Origin of the sequence: Pseudonocardia terrae (assembly GCF_021343995.1) — a bacterium.
GTDB lineage: Bacteria > Actinomycetota > Actinomycetes > Mycobacteriales > Pseudonocardiaceae > Pseudonocardia > Pseudonocardia terrae.
This window is the reverse complement of sequence record NZ_JAJTTE010000089.1, coordinates 1-17,671: the sequence shown is the minus strand read 5'-3', so window position 1 is coordinate 17,671 and position 17,671 is coordinate 1. Positions and strand designations below refer to the sequence as shown.

General features: G+C 70.0%; 20 protein-coding genes. 5 read left to right on the top strand and 15 right to left on the bottom strand.

The genetic code is table 11. The annotated features are described in order from the left end of the window. Both LWC33_RS32895 and LWC33_RS32890 read right to left on the bottom strand, forming a co-directional pair. Positions 1-1,064: bifunctional transcriptional activator/DNA repair enzyme AdaA (locus tag LWC33_RS32895; protein ID WP_233308613.1), on the bottom strand; the 1,064-nt coding region annotated here is incomplete at its 3' end. A gap of 76 nt (positions 1,065-1,140) precedes the next feature. Further along, positions 1,141-1,605 (bottom strand): hypothetical protein, encoded by a 465-nt coding sequence (locus LWC33_RS32890; protein ID WP_233308612.1) that lies wholly within the window; start codon positions 1,603-1,605, stop codon positions 1,141-1,143. Between the two features lie 222 nt (positions 1,606-1,827). On the opposite strand from LWC33_RS32890, the gene LWC33_RS32885 reads away from it, so the two are divergent. Next, a complete protein-coding gene (locus tag LWC33_RS32885; RefSeq protein WP_233308611.1) occupies positions 1,828-2,466 on the top strand; it encodes a sigma-70 family RNA polymerase sigma factor in 639 nt (212 codons plus the stop codon). Between the two features lie 67 nt (positions 2,467-2,533). Further along, positions 2,534-3,607, top strand: a complete 1,074-nt coding sequence (gene ychF, locus LWC33_RS32880; protein WP_233308610.1) for a redox-regulated ATPase YchF — start codon at positions 2,534-2,536, stop codon at positions 3,605-3,607. Positions 3,608-3,635: 28 nt separating this feature from the next. On the opposite strand, the gene LWC33_RS32875 is transcribed toward ychF, so the two are convergent. From LWC33_RS32875 to LWC33_RS32830, 11 genes are all read right to left on the bottom strand, one after another. Continuing rightward, positions 3,636-4,199, bottom strand: coding sequence for a site-specific integrase (locus LWC33_RS32875; protein WP_233308609.1), 564 nt, complete (start codon positions 4,197-4,199; stop codon positions 3,636-3,638). Positions 4,200-4,326: 127 nt separating this feature from the next. Continuing rightward, entirely contained in the window at positions 4,327-4,770 is a 444-nt protein-coding gene (locus tag LWC33_RS32870) for a hypothetical protein (RefSeq protein WP_233308608.1), read from the bottom strand. Continuing rightward, on the bottom strand, positions 4,770-4,952 hold the full coding sequence (locus LWC33_RS32865; protein WP_233308607.1) for a helix-turn-helix transcriptional regulator: 183 nt from the start codon (positions 4,950-4,952) through the stop codon (positions 4,770-4,772). The genes LWC33_RS32870 and LWC33_RS32865 overlap by 1 nt, the downstream gene beginning before the upstream one ends. After that, entirely contained in the window at positions 4,949-6,286 is a 1,338-nt protein-coding gene (locus tag LWC33_RS32860; protein ID WP_233308606.1) for a replication initiator, read from the bottom strand. Before LWC33_RS32860 ends, LWC33_RS32865 begins: the two co-directional genes overlap by 4 nt. Further along, the gene (locus LWC33_RS32855) at positions 6,283-6,861 is read right to left on the bottom strand and encodes a hypothetical protein (protein ID WP_233308605.1); all 579 of its coding nucleotides are present in this window, start codon (positions 6,859-6,861) and stop codon (positions 6,283-6,285) included. Before LWC33_RS32855 ends, LWC33_RS32860 begins: the two co-directional genes overlap by 4 nt. Continuing rightward, positions 6,858-6,989, bottom strand: coding sequence for a hypothetical protein (locus tag LWC33_RS35560; RefSeq protein WP_255693780.1), 132 nt, complete (start codon positions 6,987-6,989; stop codon positions 6,858-6,860). The genes LWC33_RS32855 and LWC33_RS35560 overlap by 4 nt, the downstream gene beginning before the upstream one ends. Positions 6,990-7,072: 83 nt before the next feature. After that, on the bottom strand, positions 7,073-8,503 hold the full coding sequence (locus LWC33_RS32850) for a cell division protein FtsK (protein WP_233308604.1): 1,431 nt from the start codon (positions 8,501-8,503) through the stop codon (positions 7,073-7,075). A 2-nt stretch (positions 8,504-8,505) separates the two neighbouring features. Beyond that, a complete protein-coding gene (locus tag LWC33_RS32845) occupies positions 8,506-8,709 on the bottom strand; it encodes a hypothetical protein (protein WP_233308603.1) in 204 nt (67 codons plus the stop codon). A gap of 305 nt (positions 8,710-9,014) precedes the next feature. After that, positions 9,015-9,269 carry a hypothetical protein gene (locus LWC33_RS32840; RefSeq protein WP_233308602.1) on the bottom strand — a complete coding sequence of 85 codons (255 nt, stop codon included), beginning with the start codon at positions 9,267-9,269 and terminating at the stop codon, positions 9,015-9,017. Continuing rightward, positions 9,266-9,649, bottom strand: a complete 384-nt coding sequence (locus tag LWC33_RS32835; protein WP_233308601.1) for a hypothetical protein — start codon at positions 9,647-9,649, stop codon at positions 9,266-9,268. Before LWC33_RS32835 ends, LWC33_RS32840 begins: the two co-directional genes overlap by 4 nt. Positions 9,650-9,759: 110 nt before the next feature. Next, complete coding sequence (locus LWC33_RS32830) at positions 9,760-10,533, bottom strand: GntR family transcriptional regulator (RefSeq protein ID WP_233308600.1); 774 nt, start codon at positions 10,531-10,533, stop codon at positions 9,760-9,762. Positions 10,534-10,600: 67 nt separating this feature from the next. Here LWC33_RS32830 and LWC33_RS32825 point away from each other — a divergent pair, with 67 nt between their 5' ends. Continuing rightward, entirely contained in the window at positions 10,601-11,029 is a 429-nt protein-coding gene (locus LWC33_RS32825) for an NUDIX hydrolase (RefSeq protein WP_233308599.1), read from the top strand. Between the two features lie 393 nt (positions 11,030-11,422). Here the strand turns inward: LWC33_RS32825 and LWC33_RS32820 are convergent, their stop codons facing one another. Then, complete coding sequence (locus LWC33_RS32820; protein ID WP_233308598.1) at positions 11,423-12,298, bottom strand: aldo/keto reductase; 876 nt, start codon at positions 12,296-12,298, stop codon at positions 11,423-11,425. A gap of 115 nt (positions 12,299-12,413) precedes the next feature. Further along, positions 12,414-13,568: an MFS transporter gene (locus tag LWC33_RS32815; RefSeq protein ID WP_233308597.1), complete on the bottom strand. Its 1,155-nt coding sequence runs from the start codon at positions 13,566-13,568 to the stop codon at positions 12,414-12,416. Positions 13,569-13,801: 233 nt separating this feature from the next. Between LWC33_RS32815 and LWC33_RS32810 the strand changes: the two genes are divergently transcribed. Together LWC33_RS32810 and LWC33_RS32805 are read left to right on the top strand one after the other, a co-directional pair. Continuing rightward, complete coding sequence (locus LWC33_RS32810; RefSeq protein ID WP_233308596.1) at positions 13,802-14,662, top strand: helix-turn-helix transcriptional regulator; 861 nt, start codon at positions 13,802-13,804, stop codon at positions 14,660-14,662. An 898-nt stretch (positions 14,663-15,560) separates the two neighbouring features. Beyond that, entirely contained in the window at positions 15,561-17,282 is a 1,722-nt protein-coding gene (locus tag LWC33_RS32805) for an AAA family ATPase (RefSeq protein ID WP_233308595.1), read from the top strand. Positions 17,283-17,671: the final 389 nt, after the last annotated feature.

The following is a 17,671-nucleotide window of genomic DNA, read 5'->3' as shown; positions in this document are numbered from 1 at the left end:
GCCAGATCCGGGGGCAGCGGTTCGCCCAGGGTGGCGACGAGCCGGGCCCCGGTCGTGCGGGCCGCGGGCACCGAGACCTGTTGGCCGAGCAGGGCCTTGACGGCGATCTCGAGCCCGTCGGCGGCCCCGGGCAGCCGGATGCCGGGCGTCTCCGCCAGGGAAGGTGCCAGGGCCGGGTCCCGGGCCAGGAGCTCGTCCACGGCGACCGGGTCCGCGTCGAGGTCCAGCAGCCGGCGCAGCCGCGCCACCGCCGGGCCCAGGTCGCGGGGCTCGGTGAGCCGCAGCTCCGCCCGCACGTGGCCCGGGGTGCGGTCGCCCAGCCACAGCGCGACGACGCCGGGGCCGTGCGGCAAGCGCAGCGTCCGCCGGTAGACGCCGTCCTCGACGGACTCCGCCCCGGCCAGCGCGCGGCCGGCGAAGTGGGCGAGGAGCCCCTCGGCGTCGAACGGCTCGCGGTGCGGCAGCCGCAGGCTCAGCGTCCCGGCGACCGGCGCCGGGCCGCGCCCCGCGGACTCGCGGCGCAGCACGCTCGGCGTGACCGCGTAGACCTCGCGCACGGTGTCGTTGAACTGGCGGACGCTGGCGAAGCCGGCGGCGAACGCGATGTCCGCCATCGACATCGGCGTCGTCTCGATGAGCAGTCGCGCGGTGTGCGCGCGGTGTGCCCGGGCCAGCGCCAGCGGGCCCGCGCCCAGCTCGGTCGTGACGATCCGGGTCAGGTGGCGCTCGGAGTAGCCCAGCGCCGCGGCCAGGCCGGCGACCCCGGCCCGTTCGACGACGCCGTCGGCGATGAGGCGCATGGCCCGGGCGGCGAGGTCGGACCGGCTGTTCCAGTCCGGCGAGCCCGGGACGGCGTCGGGCAGGCAGCGCCGGCAGGCGCGGTAGCCGTGCTGCTGCGCCGCGGCCGCGGTCGGGTAGAACTCGACGTTGCGCCGCTTCGGTGTGGTCGCGGGGCACGAGGGCCGGCAGTAGATGCCGGTGGTGCGCACCGCCGTGATGAAGACGCCGTCGAACCGCGAGTCGCGCGCGGCGACGGCCCGGTAGCAGCGTTCGATGTCCAGCACGGGTACGACTGTGCCACCCCGCGCCCTCGCGTTCTGGCGGGAATCGGACACCGGCGTGCGCCCGCCGGCGGCCGCGTCAGCCCAGGCGGCAGAGGTCCCCGTCGAGCACGCCCATCCCGCAGGCCCGGCGGATGTCCGCGCGGGTGTCGGGGGAGAGGCGCTCGGCGACCGCGCGCCGGACCCGCTCGTGCCGGCCCTGCCCCGGGCGGCGCTCGACCACGGCGCTCTGTCGCCGGGCCACGGGCACGGCCGGGGTGACGGCGGGAGCCGGCGCCTCGACGGGCTGCGTCGCCGCCGCGATCGCGGGAGTGAGCGCGATCGCGGCCAGCGTGCCGCCGTCGACGACGCCGGCCCCCGCGGGTCCGGGGGCCGCGACGGGCCGGGCCGGGAGATCGGGGGTCGCGGTCGGTGCCGCGACGAAGGTCGGCAGCGGCACGGGTGCGCTCGCCGAGGACAGCGACACCGCCGTCACCGTGCTGCCGGACAGTGCCACCAGCACCGTCCCCGCGATCGCCGTCCGTCCCACCGCACCCGCCGCCACGCCCGCCCCTCTCGTCGTCCGGTACCCGGGCTATCGCCGGCGATCCGGGGGCGTTAGCCCGGACGGCCCAGCGAAACCCGATCGGGTGGTGGTGGCAGCACCACCCCGGCCCCGCGGCAGCACCGCTTCCGCTCGGCAGGCTCGCCGGATGTATCCGGGGCCCGGGTCGGAGAAGTCTTTCGATCGTGACGACCGGACGCCCCGGTCGTCGGGAAGGACGTCATGCGCCCCGCCGCTCCGGCACCTGCGACCGAGGAGCCCTCCGCCCGGATCGACCGACTCGCCCGCGCGGCCGCGACCGGCGACCGCCGCGCCTGCGAGGACCTGATGGCGGCGGTGCACCCGCCCGTGCTGCGCTTCTGCCGCGTGCGGCTCGCGCAGGGCGCCGGCGACGCGACCTCGGCCGAGGACATGGCGCAGGACACGATGATCGCCCTGTTCAAGGCCCTGCCGAAGGCGGACCTGGACTCGGCGCCCTTCCTGGCGCTGGCGTTCACGATCGCCCGCAACAAGATCGTCGACACCGTGCGGCGGCGCGGCATCTCCCGCATCGACCTCACCGATCAGGTGCCCGACGGCGTGTCCACCGCCGAGGCCCCCGAGGAGCTCAGCGTGCGCGCGGAGCAGGCACGGATGGTGCAGCGGCTGCTCGGGCGCCTGCCGGAGCGGCACCGCGACGTGCTGCGGCTGCGGCTGATCGAGGGCCTTTCCGCGGCCGAGACCGCCGCCGTGCTGGGTTCGACGCCCGGCTCTGTCCGCGTGACCCAGCACCGGGCCCTGACCACGCTGCGCCGCTACCTCGCGGAGCGGCAGGGACCGGCCACGGACCGGCGGCCGAGCGGGGAGCTCGTCGCCGTGTGACGCGCCCCGCCGGGTCCGGTACGAGGGGTCCGGAGCCGGCGGGGCGGGACGACTACCCTGGACGCTCGTGTCCCTCACCCTCGGCATCGTCGGGCTGCCCAACGTCGGCAAGTCGACCCTGTTCAACGCCCTGACGCGCAACGACGTGCTCGCCGCGAACTACCCGTTCGCCACGATCGAGCCGAACGTCGGCGTGGTGCCGCTGCCGGACTCCCGCCTGAACCGGCTGGCCGAGATGTTCTCGTCGGCCAAGGTCGTGCCGGCCACGGTCTCCTTCGTCGACATCGCCGGGATCGTGAAGGGCGCGTCCGAGGGCGCCGGGCTGGGCAACAAGTTCCTGGCGAACATCCGCGAGTCCGACGCGATCTGCCAGGTCGTGCGGGTGTTCTCCGACGACGACGTGGTCCACGTCGAGGGCAAGGTCGACCCGGCCTCGGACATCGAGACGATCGCGACCGAGCTGATCCTGGCCGACCTGCAGACGCTGGAGAAGGCGGTCCCGCGGCTGACCAAGGAAGCCCGGATGCAGAAGGACCGCCGGGAGGTCCTCGCCGCCGCCGAGGCCGCGGTGGAGATCCTCAACGCGGGCCGCACGCTGTTCCAGGCCGGTGTCGACCCCGCCCCGCTGCGCGAGCTGACCCTGCTGACCACCAAGCCGTTCCTCTACGTGTTCAACGCCGACGAGGGCGTGCTCACCGACGAGGCCCGCAAGAAGGAGCTGGCGGACCTCGTCGCGCCCGCCGACGCGGTGTTCCTCGACGCCAAGGTCGAGTCCGAGCTGCTGGAACTCGACGAGGAGTCGGCCCGGGAGCTCCTCGAGTCGATCGGTCAGCCGGAGCCGGGCCTGTACTCGCTGGCCCGCGCCGGCTTCCACACCCTCGGCCTGCAGACCTACCTCACCGCCGGGCCCAAGGAGGCCCGCGCCTGGACGATCCACCGGGGCGACACCGCGCCCCAGGCCGCCGGCGTGATCCACTCGGACTTCGAGAAGGGCTTCATCAAGGCCGAGATCGTCTCCTACGACGACCTCGTCGAGGCCGGCTCGATGAACGCCGCCAAGGCCGCGGGCAAGGTCCGCATGGAGGGCAAGGACTACGTCATGCAGGACGGCGACGTGGTCGAGTTCCGCTTCAACGTCTGACTTGGGCCTGTTTCGCCTGGTCAGCCCGCTATGCGGCTCCGTCGTTCGTCAGCTGTTCGTCAGTAGGCGCGTGGACCTCGCCGAGCATGGCCGCGGCGGCAGCGCGGGTGCGGTCCTCGGCGGTCGGCCACAGGTGCGCGTAGGTGTTCAGGGTGACGGTCGCGCTGGAGTGCCCGAGGGAGCGTTGGACCGTCACCACGTCGCAGCCCGCCGCGATCAGGCCGGACGCGTAGAAGTGCCGGAGGTCGTGCAGCTTGGTCGTCGGGCAGCCCGCAGCGGTGCGCGTCTTCCGCCACCAGTAGCCCACGGTGTTCTGGTGCGGCGGGTTGCCGTTCTCCCCGTGGAACAGCCACCGGTCGGCGCCCCGGCCGCGTAGCCGGGCGATGTGCCCCCGGACGATCGTGACCAGGCCGTCGGCGAGGTAGATCGTCCGCTCGCTGCCGTACTTGGGAGCGCGGATCTCGACCCCGCCGCCGCGCTCGCGCTGGACCTGGCGGTGCACGACGAGCCGACGATCGTCGAGGTCGAAGTCTCCGACCTTGAGCGCAGCAGCCTCGCCGAGCCGGAGCCCCGCGAAGGCGGCCAGTGCCACGAACGTACGGAAATCCCTCTCGGCCGAGTCGAGCAGCGTGCGGACCTTGCCGCGGTGGGGAGCTGCATAGCGACGTCGGCGCGTCGTGCTCGCGGCAGCCGGACTCCCTCGCCGGGATCAGCAGCGATCACCCGGTCCTTGACCGCTCCGCGCAATGTGGCCCGCACGTTGTTGAAGCGGGTCCGGATCGTGCCGGGAGCCAGGCCCGGCGGCTGCCGGGGCCACGGTCCATCGTCTGCATGTGCTTGACCCAGGCCTCGACATGGGAGCGCAGCAGCGACCGCATCGGGACGTCCCAGAAGGTCACCGAGCGCGCGGCGAGACTCATCGCGCGTTCGGTGCCCGGCGCCCAGAGCTGCCGTGCGGCCCAGCGCTCGAAGTACTCGCCGAAGGTGACCCGGCCGGCGTTCGGGTCAATGTAGTTCCCGCTGACGAGCGCGGTGGTCTGTTCGTCGAGCCACCGTTGCGCGTCGGTCTTCCGCCTGGTCGTGCGGGTGATCTGCTTGCCGCCCGGGAACGGCCGGTACTGCGCCTGCCAACGTCCGTCGGGCAGCTTCCGGATGCTGGCCACTACACGACCTCGCGGACGAGCGAGTCGACCCACGCACGGACGTCCTGGGGGCGGTAGCGAACGTGACGGCCGACCCTGATGCCACGAGGCCCGTAGTTGCGGCTGCGCCACTGGTAGAGCGTCTGGACCGGTACACGGAGGAACTCGGCGACATCCTTGACGCCCCAGAGCTGCTCGGTCATGACGTCCTCCTGGTCGTGCGCTGCTCACGGATGCGTTCGGCGTGGGCGAGGGCGAGTTCTCGATCGGCGTCGGTGTGGTGGCCGATGCCGACGAGGTGCCAGTCGTTGACGACGATCACCGGATCGTCGGTGGGGTGGCCGAGCTGGTCGAGCTGTTCGGCGAGGCGCCAGGTCCGACGCTCGCCGCGGATGGTGCGGAAGGTCGTGGAGTAGGCGCGGCTCTTGGTGAGGAAGTGACCGCGGAACCCGAGCATGTGCGCCCATTTCCGCAGGTTCAGCTCCGCGTAGTGCGGGAGCCCGCCGAGGTGCCAGGCAGTCTCGATCAGCCGCCGGTGGTGCTCCGCCAGCGCCATGCGCTCGAGGTGGGCGAGCGAGCGGACAGGCCGGTCGGGATGGCCGTCGGTCTTGCCGGTGCCCTTGGTGGCGTACTTGGCGATGTAGCCGGCCAACCGGCTGTCGGTGATCTCCCCGGTGTCGTCGGTGACGGCGTCGTGGGCGGTCGGGGTGATCTCGCGCAGGTCGAGCTGTGCACCCCACCGCAGGGTGAGGGTCGTTCCGTCGGGGCGTTCGACGTCGAGGGCGGTCGCGGTGGCGGCCTCCTGGACGGCGTCGCGCAGGGCATCGGCGGTGAGCCCGGCTGGTGGTGGGTCGGTGGGTCCGTTGGGGCCGTCGAGGCGGAGGGCGGCGTGGAAGTGGACGAGGCCGCGGCGTTGGTACTCGGCGACCTTGGCGTAGGACAGCCGCGCGACTGTGCCGAACCGACGGCCGGAGACCCCGAGGCGGGCAGCCAGGGCGCGGCGAAGAGCGATGGTGAAGCGGTGCCAGAGCTTCCCGGCGTGGGCCTGCCAGAGCACGGCGGCTTCGTAGTCATAGGTGCCGTGGTCGATCGCGCCGCCGAGGCGGGTGTCGTTGTCGCGGTGGTGGGTCCCGCAGGCGCAGGGGATGACGCGGCCCCGGACGGTGAGCCGTCGAGTGTGGACCGGCCCGGACGACGGCGCGGTCAACGTCAGGAACAGCCGAGGCCGGTCGGTGACCGAGGCCGGGACGCCGCGTTCCTGTCCGGCGAGTCCGGCGCGGATGAGGTGGAAGGCGTCGGCGGCGTAGCGGTCCGAGCAGGCCGGGCAGACGGTGTCGCGGCGGTTGCCGCAGGGCGCCCAGACCTCCCCCGTGCGTTGGGCCAGGACGCGGCCGTCGGTGGTGGTGATCGTGGACGAGCCGCGCAGGCGGATCGGGTGGGCGCAGCCGCCGGTGGCTTCCATGCGGGCGCGCCAAGCGGGGTAGTCGAACGAGCGCAGCCGGGCGGTGAGTTCGGCGTCGGTAGCGGTGTCGGTCATCGGGCGTATGCCTCGTGCTCGTGTTCGATCTCGACCGGGTTTGCGACGAAGCCGTGGTGACGGGCCAGGCGTTCGGCGCCGGCGCGGTAGGAGCGGGCGCGGCCGAGCGCGTCGCCGGTCTCGGTCTCGACGAGGTAGGTGCCGTCCTCGCGGACGATCGAGCCGGAGAAGTCGGCGGCGCCGCAGGTGACCAGCCCGTGTCCGGGCCGGACGACGTCGACGTGGACCAGCACCCGGTCGCCGGGCTGCGGTCCGGTCGTGGCAACCGCGGCGACGTCGACCGAGGTGGCGGCCTCGGGTTCGGCTCGGCCGTCGCCGGTTACCGCGACCCGGGGGCCGGGCACGAGGCGTCCGGCCGCGAGCAGCTGATGGACCGTGGCGGCGATGTCGGGCCGGGTGGGGATCGCGTGTTCTGCGGAGCGGGTGCCGGGGTGGCGGGTGTGCACGGTCTCGCTGGTCCCGACCAGCACGAATCCGGGATCGGCGGCCTCGCGCAGGGTCCGGTCGGTCAGCTCGTCGTCGATTAGAAGGTCCTGTCCGGCGATCTCCCAGCGCGGGCGGGGGAGCGGGCTCATCGGGTCCACCACCAGGCGTAGCGAGCCTCCACACCCCACTCAGCGGCGAGGGCGCGGGTGGTCTGCCACTCGACCAGGACGGCGCCGATGACCGCGGCCCAGAACCAGCCGGAGCCGGTGCCGAGCACGAGCTAGAGCACCCCGATCACGGCGGAGAGCGCGATGGTGATCTTGAGCCAGGTCGCGGCGGCCCATCCGGTGAAGGCCCACATCACGCCGCCTCCTCACCGTCGATCGCGCGTAGCTCCGGCGGGGCGGGCGGGGCGCAGCGGGCGACGAGCTCGTCGATCTCGTCATCGGTGACCAGGGCGGCGCGGAAGCGGATCGGCAGTCGTGAGCGTTGGTCGATCACGTAGCCGATCCCGGCGTGGGCCTCGTCGCCCGGGATCTCATCGGCCAGCGCCCCACGCTCGCGGGCGCCGTCACCGAGGACCATGTCGACGTGCGAGGCGGCGGTGACGCCGAGGCAGATCCGGGTGGTGAACAGCTCCCGGACGTCGACGACGTCTTTGGTCGGCTCCTGGACGTAGCCCATCACCGAGGTGAGGCAGGCCCGGCCTTGGGTGAGGATCTCGGCGAGCAGCCGCAGGGCTTCGCGGACGTCGGCGCGTTCGCCGTAGGCGGTGAGCATCGCCATCTCGTCGATCACGACCAGGTCGAGCGGTGTCTCGATGCTGACGTCGAGGCGGCGAAGGCCCTGGTCGGCCATATGCTGCTGGCGGGCCTTCATCTCGTCGCGGACGTCGGTGAGCAGCGCGATCGCCTCGGCGGCGGTGATGGCGTGGCGGTGGAACAGCGGGGCTCCGCGGCGGGTCTCGGCCCCGCCCTTGAGGTCGATCACGTGCACCCGGGCCAGGCCGTCGCGGATGGCCGGGCCCATCGCGCGCAGCGGGGACCAGATCAGCGAGCCCATCCCCGAGCCCGATGCGCCGGCCACCACCACGTGTCGACCCGGGACCCCGAGCGTGAACGGGTGGCCGTATTCGTCCTCGCCGATCGGCAGCGCGGCCAGGTCCACCGCCTCCGCCGTCGAGGGGATCGCAGGCGCCGGGATCGGGAAGCGGAACGGCTGCTCTCGCTCGACCACCACCGTGAGCACGCCGGGTCGGTGGCGAGCGACGGCGACCCGGTGCGCGCGCAGGGCGTCGGCGAGGGGCTCGGTGCGGCCGGCCCAGAGGGTGAGGTCCTGGCCGCGGGTCAGCCGTACGCGCAGCGTGTCGATCGAGGGTGTCGCAGAGCGGACGCGCAGCACGCGGGGTGCGTCGATGTGTCCGGTGTGGTGGTTGGTCTGGGCGAGCCCGCAGTCGGCGAGCAGCGTGGCCCAGCGCCGGCCGCGGTAGGTGGTCCAGCGCCGCCAGGTCGCGCGCAGGACGGGGGCGGCGAGGCGGTCGAAGGAGGGCGGGTGCAGCCGGCCCCAGACCACGACCACGAGCGCTACCGCGCCGACTGCGATCACGGTCGGGAGAGCACCGACGAGGACGGCGGCAAGGATCAGGGCGGCGGGGACGAGGGCGAACAGGGGGTGGCGGACGAGCCAGGCGAGGCCGCGGAACTCCCCGCCGACCCGGCGGGAGGAGTGGCGGATGACGTCGGGGTGGGCGCGGTGGTGGCGCAGGGACGGGCGGTCGGTCGGGCGGGCCATGGTCAGACTCCCTTGCGGATGGCGAGCTGGGCCAGGCGCAGGCCCTCGGCGACCCCGGCGCGCCAGGCCTGCTCGGTCGGGATCTCCGGGGCGGTGGCGTGCAGGAACCGGCGACGTTCGCGGTCCAAACGGCGCACCAGGCGCCCGACGCCATGGGCGGGCTGGCGGCCGCGGCCGTGACGGGTTCGTGCGGTGGTCAGCGGCATGACGACTCCTCGAGGGTGTTGGCGGTGCAGGCGATCCCAGTGCCGTGGCAACCGGGGCAGACGCCGTCGCCGGGGCACGCAGGGCAGGGACGGGCGTCGGCGGCGCCGGGGTGGCTCTCGGCGGTGATGCCGTAGCCGTCGCAGCTGTCGCACGAGCCGGAGCCCGTGCAGTCGAGACAGGTGCTCATCGGCTGGCCTTCTTTAGGGGGTGGGCCTGTTTTCGGGCAGGGGGCAGCCACTGCGGAATTGCTGCGATTTCGCCGATCTGAAGGGGGTCGGCTGCCCCATGCCCGGGAGCGGCGCGGTCAGGCCGCGGTGGTGCTGGTGGCGCTGGTCTGGCCGTGTGCGGCTTCGAGCTGGGCAATGACGTCGGCGAGGACGTTGCGCAGGCGGACCAGGTCGCCGTGGTGGCTGAACACGGTCACGTGGACGTCGGTGCCGTCGATGCGCACGGTGGCGCGGTCCTGCTCGGGGTAGAGGTGCGGGGTGTAGCGGGTGGTCTCGAAAATGTGCAGGCCAACCTCCACATGCGTGGTGGGCAGCCAGTCCGGGCGACTCACTTGTCCCCGCTCGGACGCGGCGCCGGAGCCGGAGAGGCGTGCTTGATGCCCATCGCCCGCCAGGCCAACCCGGCGTTGACCCGCCCGGCGCTCTCCATCTGGTACGGCGTGACCCGGGCGTCGATCAGCTCGACGCGGGCGTCCTCGCCGAAGTCCGGACCGGGATCGGTCCCCAGCGTCACCTTGATCTCCTCACCCTTCGGCGCCCGCTCGCCCGGCTTGACCCGCAGCTTCGCGAACAGCGACACCGTGAACTGAGTGGCGCCGTCCTTGTCGGTCACCGGCACCTGGGCGCCGTTGGCGTCCTCGCGCATCTTCGGGGCGGGCGGCTCGACGACGGTCAGCTTGTAGCCGCCGAGGTTGACGGGGATGTCTCGCATTGCTTCTCCTCATCTCGCATGGACGTCTAGGGGAGTGCTAGGCGAGTCCGAGAGTAGAGCATGTCTAGGGGAGTCGCAACGAGAATGTCGGGAAGCCGAATCAGCGCAGCTCAGCGGGCCGGGAAGTCGTACTCCAGGACGTAGGCAGGGGCCGCCTTGACGGTGTCGCAAACCTCGACGGGAGTTCCCTCGGTGTCGAACGCCGTCCGGACGACGACGAGCACCGGGACACCGTCGGGCAGCTCCAGACGGCGGCGTTCGTCGTTGGTCGGCATCCGCGCGGTGACTTCCTCGGTGAAGTGGTCCAGGACATGCCCGGCGTCCTCCAGGCGCGCGTAGATGCCACCGGGGCCGGGGTTCGCTTCGGCGATCGGGGTGCCGTCGGCGATGGAGCGCGGCAGGTAGGACACGGCCACCTCGATCGGGCGCCCGTCGAGCAGATACCGCCGCGAGCGAGCCAGGACCTCCTCCTCGCCCAGGCGCAGGCGCTCGCGCACCTCGGGTGACGCGGCCACGTACGTGATCTCGATCTGGTCGACACCCGGCACAGCGCCAGCCTTGTCGGCCTCGGCAAGGAAGGCCGCCTGTCCGGCTTCACGGTGCTTGCGCGCGAACCGGTCCGACGCAAGCCGCCGGACAGGAGCGGGGGTGCGGACGAAGACCCCACGACCGTGCTCAGCGACGACGCGCCCTTCACCGCGTAGTTCCTGGATGGCCTGGCGTGCGGTCATCCGGGCTACGGAGTAGTGCCGGGTCAGCTCCGCCTCGGAGGGCAGTCGATCGCCCGGACGCAGGTCACCGGCATCGATCGCTGCCCGCAGCTGGTCGGCGATCTGCCGGTACGGCGGACGGTCGTCACGGCGGTCGATGGCGCCGAGTTGCACGGCGACTCCTCCAGTCGTCCAGGGGACTGTAGGGTACCGAGCCAGCCAACCCGGGGGAGGTGAACCCGTGAACGACACTCCCAAGCATTCCGTCAGCGTTGCCGGGATCGTCGTCGACGGCCGGGGCCGCGTCCTGGTCGTGCAGCGCCGCGACAACGGTCACTGGGAGCCCCCGGGCGGAGTGCTGGAGCTGGGGGAGACCTTCGAGGACGGTGTCCGCCGTGAGGTCGTCGAGGAGACCGGCATCCGGGTCGAGGTCGAGCGGCTCACCGGTGCCTACAAGAACCTCACCCGGGGAGTTGTCGCGCTCGTGTTCCGCTGCCACCCGGTAGCCGGCTCACCGACCGAGACCGACGAGTCCCAGCGAGTCCGCTGGTTCACCCTCGCCGAAGTCCGCGAGCACATGGCCCCCGCCTACGCGATCCGAGCCGAAGACGCCTTCACCGAAGGCGTGGCCACCCGAGCCCACGACGGCGTCCAGCTCGTCAGCACCTGACAGCCGCTCCTCGCCGGTCAACTGCTCAAGATCAACGCGATCACACCTATGCATCGTGATCCCGTGCTTGACCCTGTCCGCGAAGGCCGGCTTCGCGAAAGGGCCAATGACCCACGGGCGGCGGTGCCCTGGGCGTCACGCCGAGTGCCCTGCAGGTGGTGACGGGCGCGGGGGGTGCGGCCGATCACGCCAACCGGCGGAGATGCCGAGCCGTGCGACGAGTTGGACGGGCCGATACCCCGCCGTCAAGCACCGCTTTTGCCCCGCTCGGTCTGCAACCGTCGCAGACCACGACTGCCGATGACCAGGGCGTGGTGGCGCCTGATCGTGATCAGCTGAACCCTTGTCGGGTGGTAGCCCGAGTGAGGAGGCTGCCTGAGAGGGAGTGAGCGGTCAGGCGCTGAACTTGTCCGGGTCGGGGCCGCCGCGGGCGCCGGTGTCGAGGGCGTCGAGGGCGATCATGTCGTCCCTGCCAAGGGTGAAGTCGAAGACGTCGATGTTCTGCTTGATGCGCTCGGCGTGCACTGACTTCGGGATGACCGAGAGGCCGTGCTGTAGGTGCCAGCGCAGCACGATCTGTGCCGGGGTCTTGCTGTGGCGCTCGGCGAGCTCGGCGACGACCTGATGCTGCAGCGGGGTGGTGATGTTGTCCGGGTCGGCGGGGTGGTTGATGTAGATGCCGCCGATCGGCGACCAGGACTGGGTCAGGATCCCGCGGGCGCTGTTGGCGGCGCGGATATCTGCCTGGGTGAAGAAGGGGTGCAGCTCGACCTGGTTGAGCGCGGGCACGACGTCGGTCTCGGTGGCGAGCCGGTCGAGGTGGGCGGGGGTGAAGTTGCAGACCCCGATCGCGCGGACGCGGCCGTCGGCGAGCAGCTGTTGCATGGCCTGGTAGGAGGCGATGGTGTCGGCGAAGGCCGAGGGCAGCGGCCAGTGCAGCAGGTACAGGTCGAGCTGGTCGAGGCCGAGCTTGGCCAGGCTGGCGTCGAAGGCGCGCAGGGTCGCGTCGTAGCCGTGGTCGGTGGGCGCGAGCTTGGTGGTGACGAACAACTGGTCGCGGGCGATGCCGGCACGGGCGATGCCCTGGCCGACCTCGGCCTCGTTGCCGTAGGCCGCGGCGGTGTCGATCAGCCGGTAGCCGCTGGCGAGGGCGGTGGCGACGGCGTCAGCGGTCTGCTCGGGCGGGCTGAGGTAGACCCCGAGCCCGAGGGCGGGGATCTCGACGCCGTTGTTCAGGGTGAGGGTGGGGGCGGTGTGTGCCGCGGTCATGCAGGTCTCCTCAGGGGTTGCCGGTCTTCGTCCGGCGGCCACGTGGAATCGAGCTAAACGGTTGAGGCGACGACCGCCGGCGTGGTGGACCAGGCCGACGGCGTCGTAGGACCGGTCAGGTTGTGTGGCCCCGGCGGGCGCGCCGGCGAGTGAGGGCCAGCCCGATCAGGGGCAGCAGGCCTGCGCCAGCGAGGGTGAGCCCGGCCAGGGCGGGGCCTTGGGCGCCGAGGCTGGTGGCGAGGGCGAGCCCGCCGAGCCAGGACCCGGCGGCGATGCCGACGTTGAACGACGAGGTGCTCAGCGAGACCGCCAGGGTGTGCGCGGGCCCGGCGAGTGTGACGACCTGGGCGACCAGCACCGGGTTGGACATCAGCCCGAACAGGCCGAGCAGCACGATCAGCGCCACCGCGGCGATGCTGCTGGTCGACCACAGCGCCAGCGCCGCGAGCACCAGCACGATCGCCGCGGTCGCGGGGATCATGGTGCTGTAGGGGCGGCGGTCACCGCGGCGGCCGCCGAGGGTGGTGCCGGCCAGGGCGCCGGCGCCGTAGCCGAGCATCACCAGCGGCACCACCACCGCCGGTAGCCCGGCGCGGTCGATCAGCAGCGGCGCGACGTAGCTGTAGGCGGCAAACACCGAGCCCTGCACCAGCGCGGTGGCCAGGTACACCACCCAGATCCGGCCTTGGCGCAGCGCGGCGACCTCGGCGCCCAGTGTCGTCTCCGCGCCGCCGCTGTCGCCGGGCAGCCGCCGGGCGATGACGACTGTGGCCGCCGTGGCGAGCACGGCCAGCACCCAGAATGGGCCTCGCCAGCCCATCAGCTGACCGCCCAGGGTGCCCAGCGGTACCCCGATGATGTTGGCCAGGGTGACCCCGCCGATCATCACGCCCATCGCGCGTGCGCTGGCCGCCTGTCCGGCCGCGGCCGCGGCGACGACCGCGCCGACTGCCCAGAACGTGCCGGTCGCCAGCGCGGCGGCGAACCGGGCCATCAGCACCACCGCGAAGCTGGTGCTCACCGCGACGACCAGGTGTCCAAGGGCGAACACGATCAGCGCCAGCACCAGCGTGAGCCGCCGGGGCAGGCGCAGCGTCGCCAGCGCCATTACCGGGGCGCCGACCAGCATCCCGACCGCGAACACCGTGATCAGCAGCCCGGCCTGGGACGGGGTGATGGCCAGGCTCGCCGAGATGTCCGGCAGCAGGCCCGCGACCACCAGTTCGGTGGTGCCCATCAGGAAGGTGACCGCGCCGAGCAGGTAGATCACCGGCGGCAGCTTTCCCGCGCTGCGCGATTCGGACACAGGCCCGGACGGCGCGGAGGAGGTCTGAGAGACCACCAGGGGGTTCCTTTCGAAGAGTTCGACCCGTAGTCCGCCGTGGACGCTGTACGGGTGGATGTCTTCGAGAGAACGCCTGCTCGTGTGGGGGCTCCAGGGCAGGCTTTTCAGGGTTACAGCAGAACCCCTCTCCGCTCGGTGGGTGCTCGTACCGTGGGGGCGTGGACAACCGTCAGGCCGTGCGCGAGTTCCTCAGCACCCGCCGCGCCAAGATCACCCCGGAGCAGGTCGGACTCGTCGCCGGCCCGCGCCGCCGGGTCGCCGGCCTGCGTCGCGAAGAGGTCGCCCAGCTCGCCGGGGTGAGCACCGACTACTACACCCGGCTGGAGAAGGGGAACCTGTCCACCGCCTCCGACAGCGTGCTCGCGGCAATCGCCGAGGCCCTCCGACTCGACGATGCCGAACGCTCCCACCTGTTCGCGCTGGCCCGCGCCGCCCGACCCGCGCCGCCACGGCGCCGACAGTCGGCCCAGCCGAAACTGCGCCCCAGCGTCACCTGGCTCGTCGAGTCGATGACCGGTAGCGCGGCTTTCGTCTGGAACCCGCGCCTGGACATCCTGGCCATCAACGCGCTCGGCCGAGCCCTGTGGGCGCCGATGTTGGATGACCCGGCCCGCCCGGCCAATCTCGCCCGGTTCGCTTTCCTCAACCCCGCCGCGATCGACTTCTACGACCACTGGCCCAGCGCCGCCCAGGGCGCCGTGGCGCTGCTGCGCACCGCAGCCGGTCGCAACCCCCAGGACAAGGCCCTCAGCGACCTCGTCGGCGAACTCGCCACCCGCAGCGAGCATTTCCGCACCTGGTGGGCCTCCCACGACGTCGACCTGCACGAAGCCGGCAGCAAGACCTTCCGCCACCCCGTCGTCGGCCCCCTCACCCTGTCCTTCGACGCCATGCAACTCACCGCCCAACCCGGCCTCAACATCACCGCCTACACCGCCGAACCCGGCTCGCCGGCCGCCGAGAAACTCGCCCTGCTCGCCAGCTGGAACGCCTCCCTGGACAGTCCCAGCGCGACATGACGCAACGGCGCCTGAGACAGCCAAGCAAGGCCAGCCGCACCCGCCGGGCTGCTAAAGCACAGCGACCCGCAGCTCCGACGTTCGGGGTTCAGACTTTCTCTATCTGATCAAGGCGCCTCCGGCGCTGCTCGCGCGGGGCTGCGGCCTCCGGCCGGTCCCCGCGCGAACGAGCAAGCCAGGCGAGGCACCAGGCGATGAAGCGTCCGCTGCTGGCCTCAGTGACGCCTGACTCGGCGAGTGCCCCGTTGTGATGCCGCCACGATGCGGCAGAGGCAAGCCTGACACGCCGTCCACCGCGAAAGTACGCAAAATTGTGCAGATTTCCGCCCCTTGCTAACGCAGCCTTGCGGGGTCTGCGATGTCCGCTGTGAACACCTAGCTGCTGGACGCAACTGATCGATGGCAAGGAACTGGAAACAGTGAAGAAGTTACACCTGAAGCTTGAGAACTGTCACGGCATCCGCTCCCTTGAGCACACCATAAACTTCAACGGTTCGCGGGCCGTCTCCATTTATGCACCGAATGGCACGATGAAGACCTCACTATCGCGAACATTCCGGGACGTTGCGACTGGTGAGCTGTCAGGGGACCGGATGTTCCCCGACAGACAAACTCAGCGCTTGATCAACCATGGCGAGGATGAGCCGCTCGCGGCCTCTGACGTTGTCGTAATCCTGTCCTACGACGAAGAACTCGGGCCGACCGAATCCACCTCGACGCTCCTTGTCAATGCGGCGTTGCGACGGGAGTACGAGTCTCTTCAGAGGGACTTGATGGCCGCGCGAGACGAGCTTGCGGGGCCCTTAAGTCTCAGTCTGGCTCGAAGCAGGATGTTGTAAATGCGATATCTAGCGCCTTCACGCCTGATCCCGACAGCTTCTTTACGGCCCTGATTCGCGTGAGAGAGGAGGTCGCTGGGCAGAGTGGGGCACCGTATTCTGATGTCCCTTATGATGTCATCTTCAATGACAAGGTGTCACCTCTTCTTGATCGCGACGACTTCAAACTCGCGCTCTCTGAGTACACCACGCGCCTGAATGAGATTCTCGACAATTCGAACTTCTTCGGGCGAGAAGCGTTCAACTACTACAATGCGGGAAATGTCGCCAAATCTTTAGCCGAGAACGGATTCTTCGACGCCAAGCACGAGGTCGTCCTTCACGGCGGAGATGGTCAGCAGATTGAAGTATCGACCAAAGCTCAGCTTGAAAAAATGATCAAAGTTGAGAAGGAGAAGATTTCGGACGACGACGCTCTGCGTAAGAAGCTTGGGGCGATTGAGAAGGCCCTAACGAAGAATATTGACACTCGCCGCTTCTATGACTACGTCGCCGCGCACCCGGAACTTCTACCGGAGATGTCGAACCTCGCGGCTTTCCGAGAGAAGGTGTGGAAGTCCTACCTGAAGAAGCATGAGGATCTGTATGGGCGCGTTGTCGACCTATACCGGGCTGTCGAGGGTAGAAGGAGAGAGATCGAGAGAGAAGCTGCCGACGAGCGCACCCAGTGGGAGCGCGTCATCGAGATCTTCAACGCTCGATTCTTTGTTCCCTTCAGGCTCGCGGCGAAGAATAGAGAGCGAGTAGTCCTCGGTCAGGAAACCATCCTTGAGCTGAGCTTTGAGTTTGAGGACGGCGCCGAGCGGGCGGAGGTCGAGCGCGGCGACCTGCTCAAGGTCCTGAGCAATGGGGAGAAGAAAGCGCTCTACATCCTGAACGTGCTGTTCGAGGTTGAGGCTCGTAAGGCCTCATCCCGCGAGACGGTATTCGTGATTGATGATATCGCCGACTCGTTCGACTACAAGAACAAGTATGCGATCATCCAGTATTTGAAAGAGATGGCCGATCAAGAAAATTTCAGGATGATCGTCCTTACTCACAACTTTGACTTCTTTCGGACCTTACAGAGCCGGGGCGTCGTGAAGTACAAGAACTGTCTGATGGCGCAGAAGAGTGAGGGTGGCGTATCCATTAGTCAAGCGTCAGGGATTCGAAACCCCTTCATTAACGACTTCAAGGGGGCCTTCTATTCACATGGAATGAAGAGAGTGGCATGTATCCCGTTCATTCGCAACATCATCGAGTACACTAAGGGGGACTTGGACCCTGTCTATCTCAAGCTGACGTCTCTCTTGCATTGGAAGGCTGACACGGCTGAGGTGGTTCAGTCCGACCTTGACGCTGTCTTCGTTGGCGCGTTTGGGGTCGGTGGGGCCTGGGTCGACCAGACGCAACCGGTGGTCGAACTGATTTTCGAGCAGGCGGTAAAAGCGTTGCACGCTACCGAAGGTATTAACTTCGAGAACAAGATTGTTCTCTCAATCGCGATTCGGCTACGAGCAGAGCAATTCATGGTTGAGGCCATTTCGGATCCGACCGTCACTGACGGGATCGAAGAGAATCAGACGCAGGCCCTATATGCGGCGTATCGTGCGAGGGGGCTTGGAAGCGCCGAAGTTCGGCAGACGCTGGACTCGGTCGTCCTCATGACTCCCGAGAATCTTCACGTCAATTCATTCATGTATGAGCCGATTATTGATATGTCGGACGATCACCTTCGCAGGTTGTTCGCGGAGGTCCAGGCACTGGTATCCGTACCACCAGCCGAGGTCAAGGTGTGAACTCGCGCTGGGCGGTTTGACTTTGTTGCGAAGCCCGAAACGACCCTCGCCGGGCGGCAGGTCTCCGGGATGGCGGCCCGTGCCATCCCGACGACCTCCCGGAGGGCGTACCGCACGGCCACCCGTGGGCGGAGCGTGGCAAGGTCGGGTGCGGTTGCGTCGAGGGCCGCCCACGGGCGTCCGTACGGTCGGTCTGGCGACAGGTCGACGGGATGGCACTCAGTAGGCGCGGGGAGTAGGAGCGCCTCCGGAGTGCTCCCGGAAATCAACGGCAGAAGGCGACGCCGGACCGACGCCCGTGAGAGCTGCGCTGGCGAATCTGCCCAGCGTACGACCCGAGTTTGATCAGCGGAGCGGCGTTGGCGGAGCGGCAGGGCTGTGACCTGCGG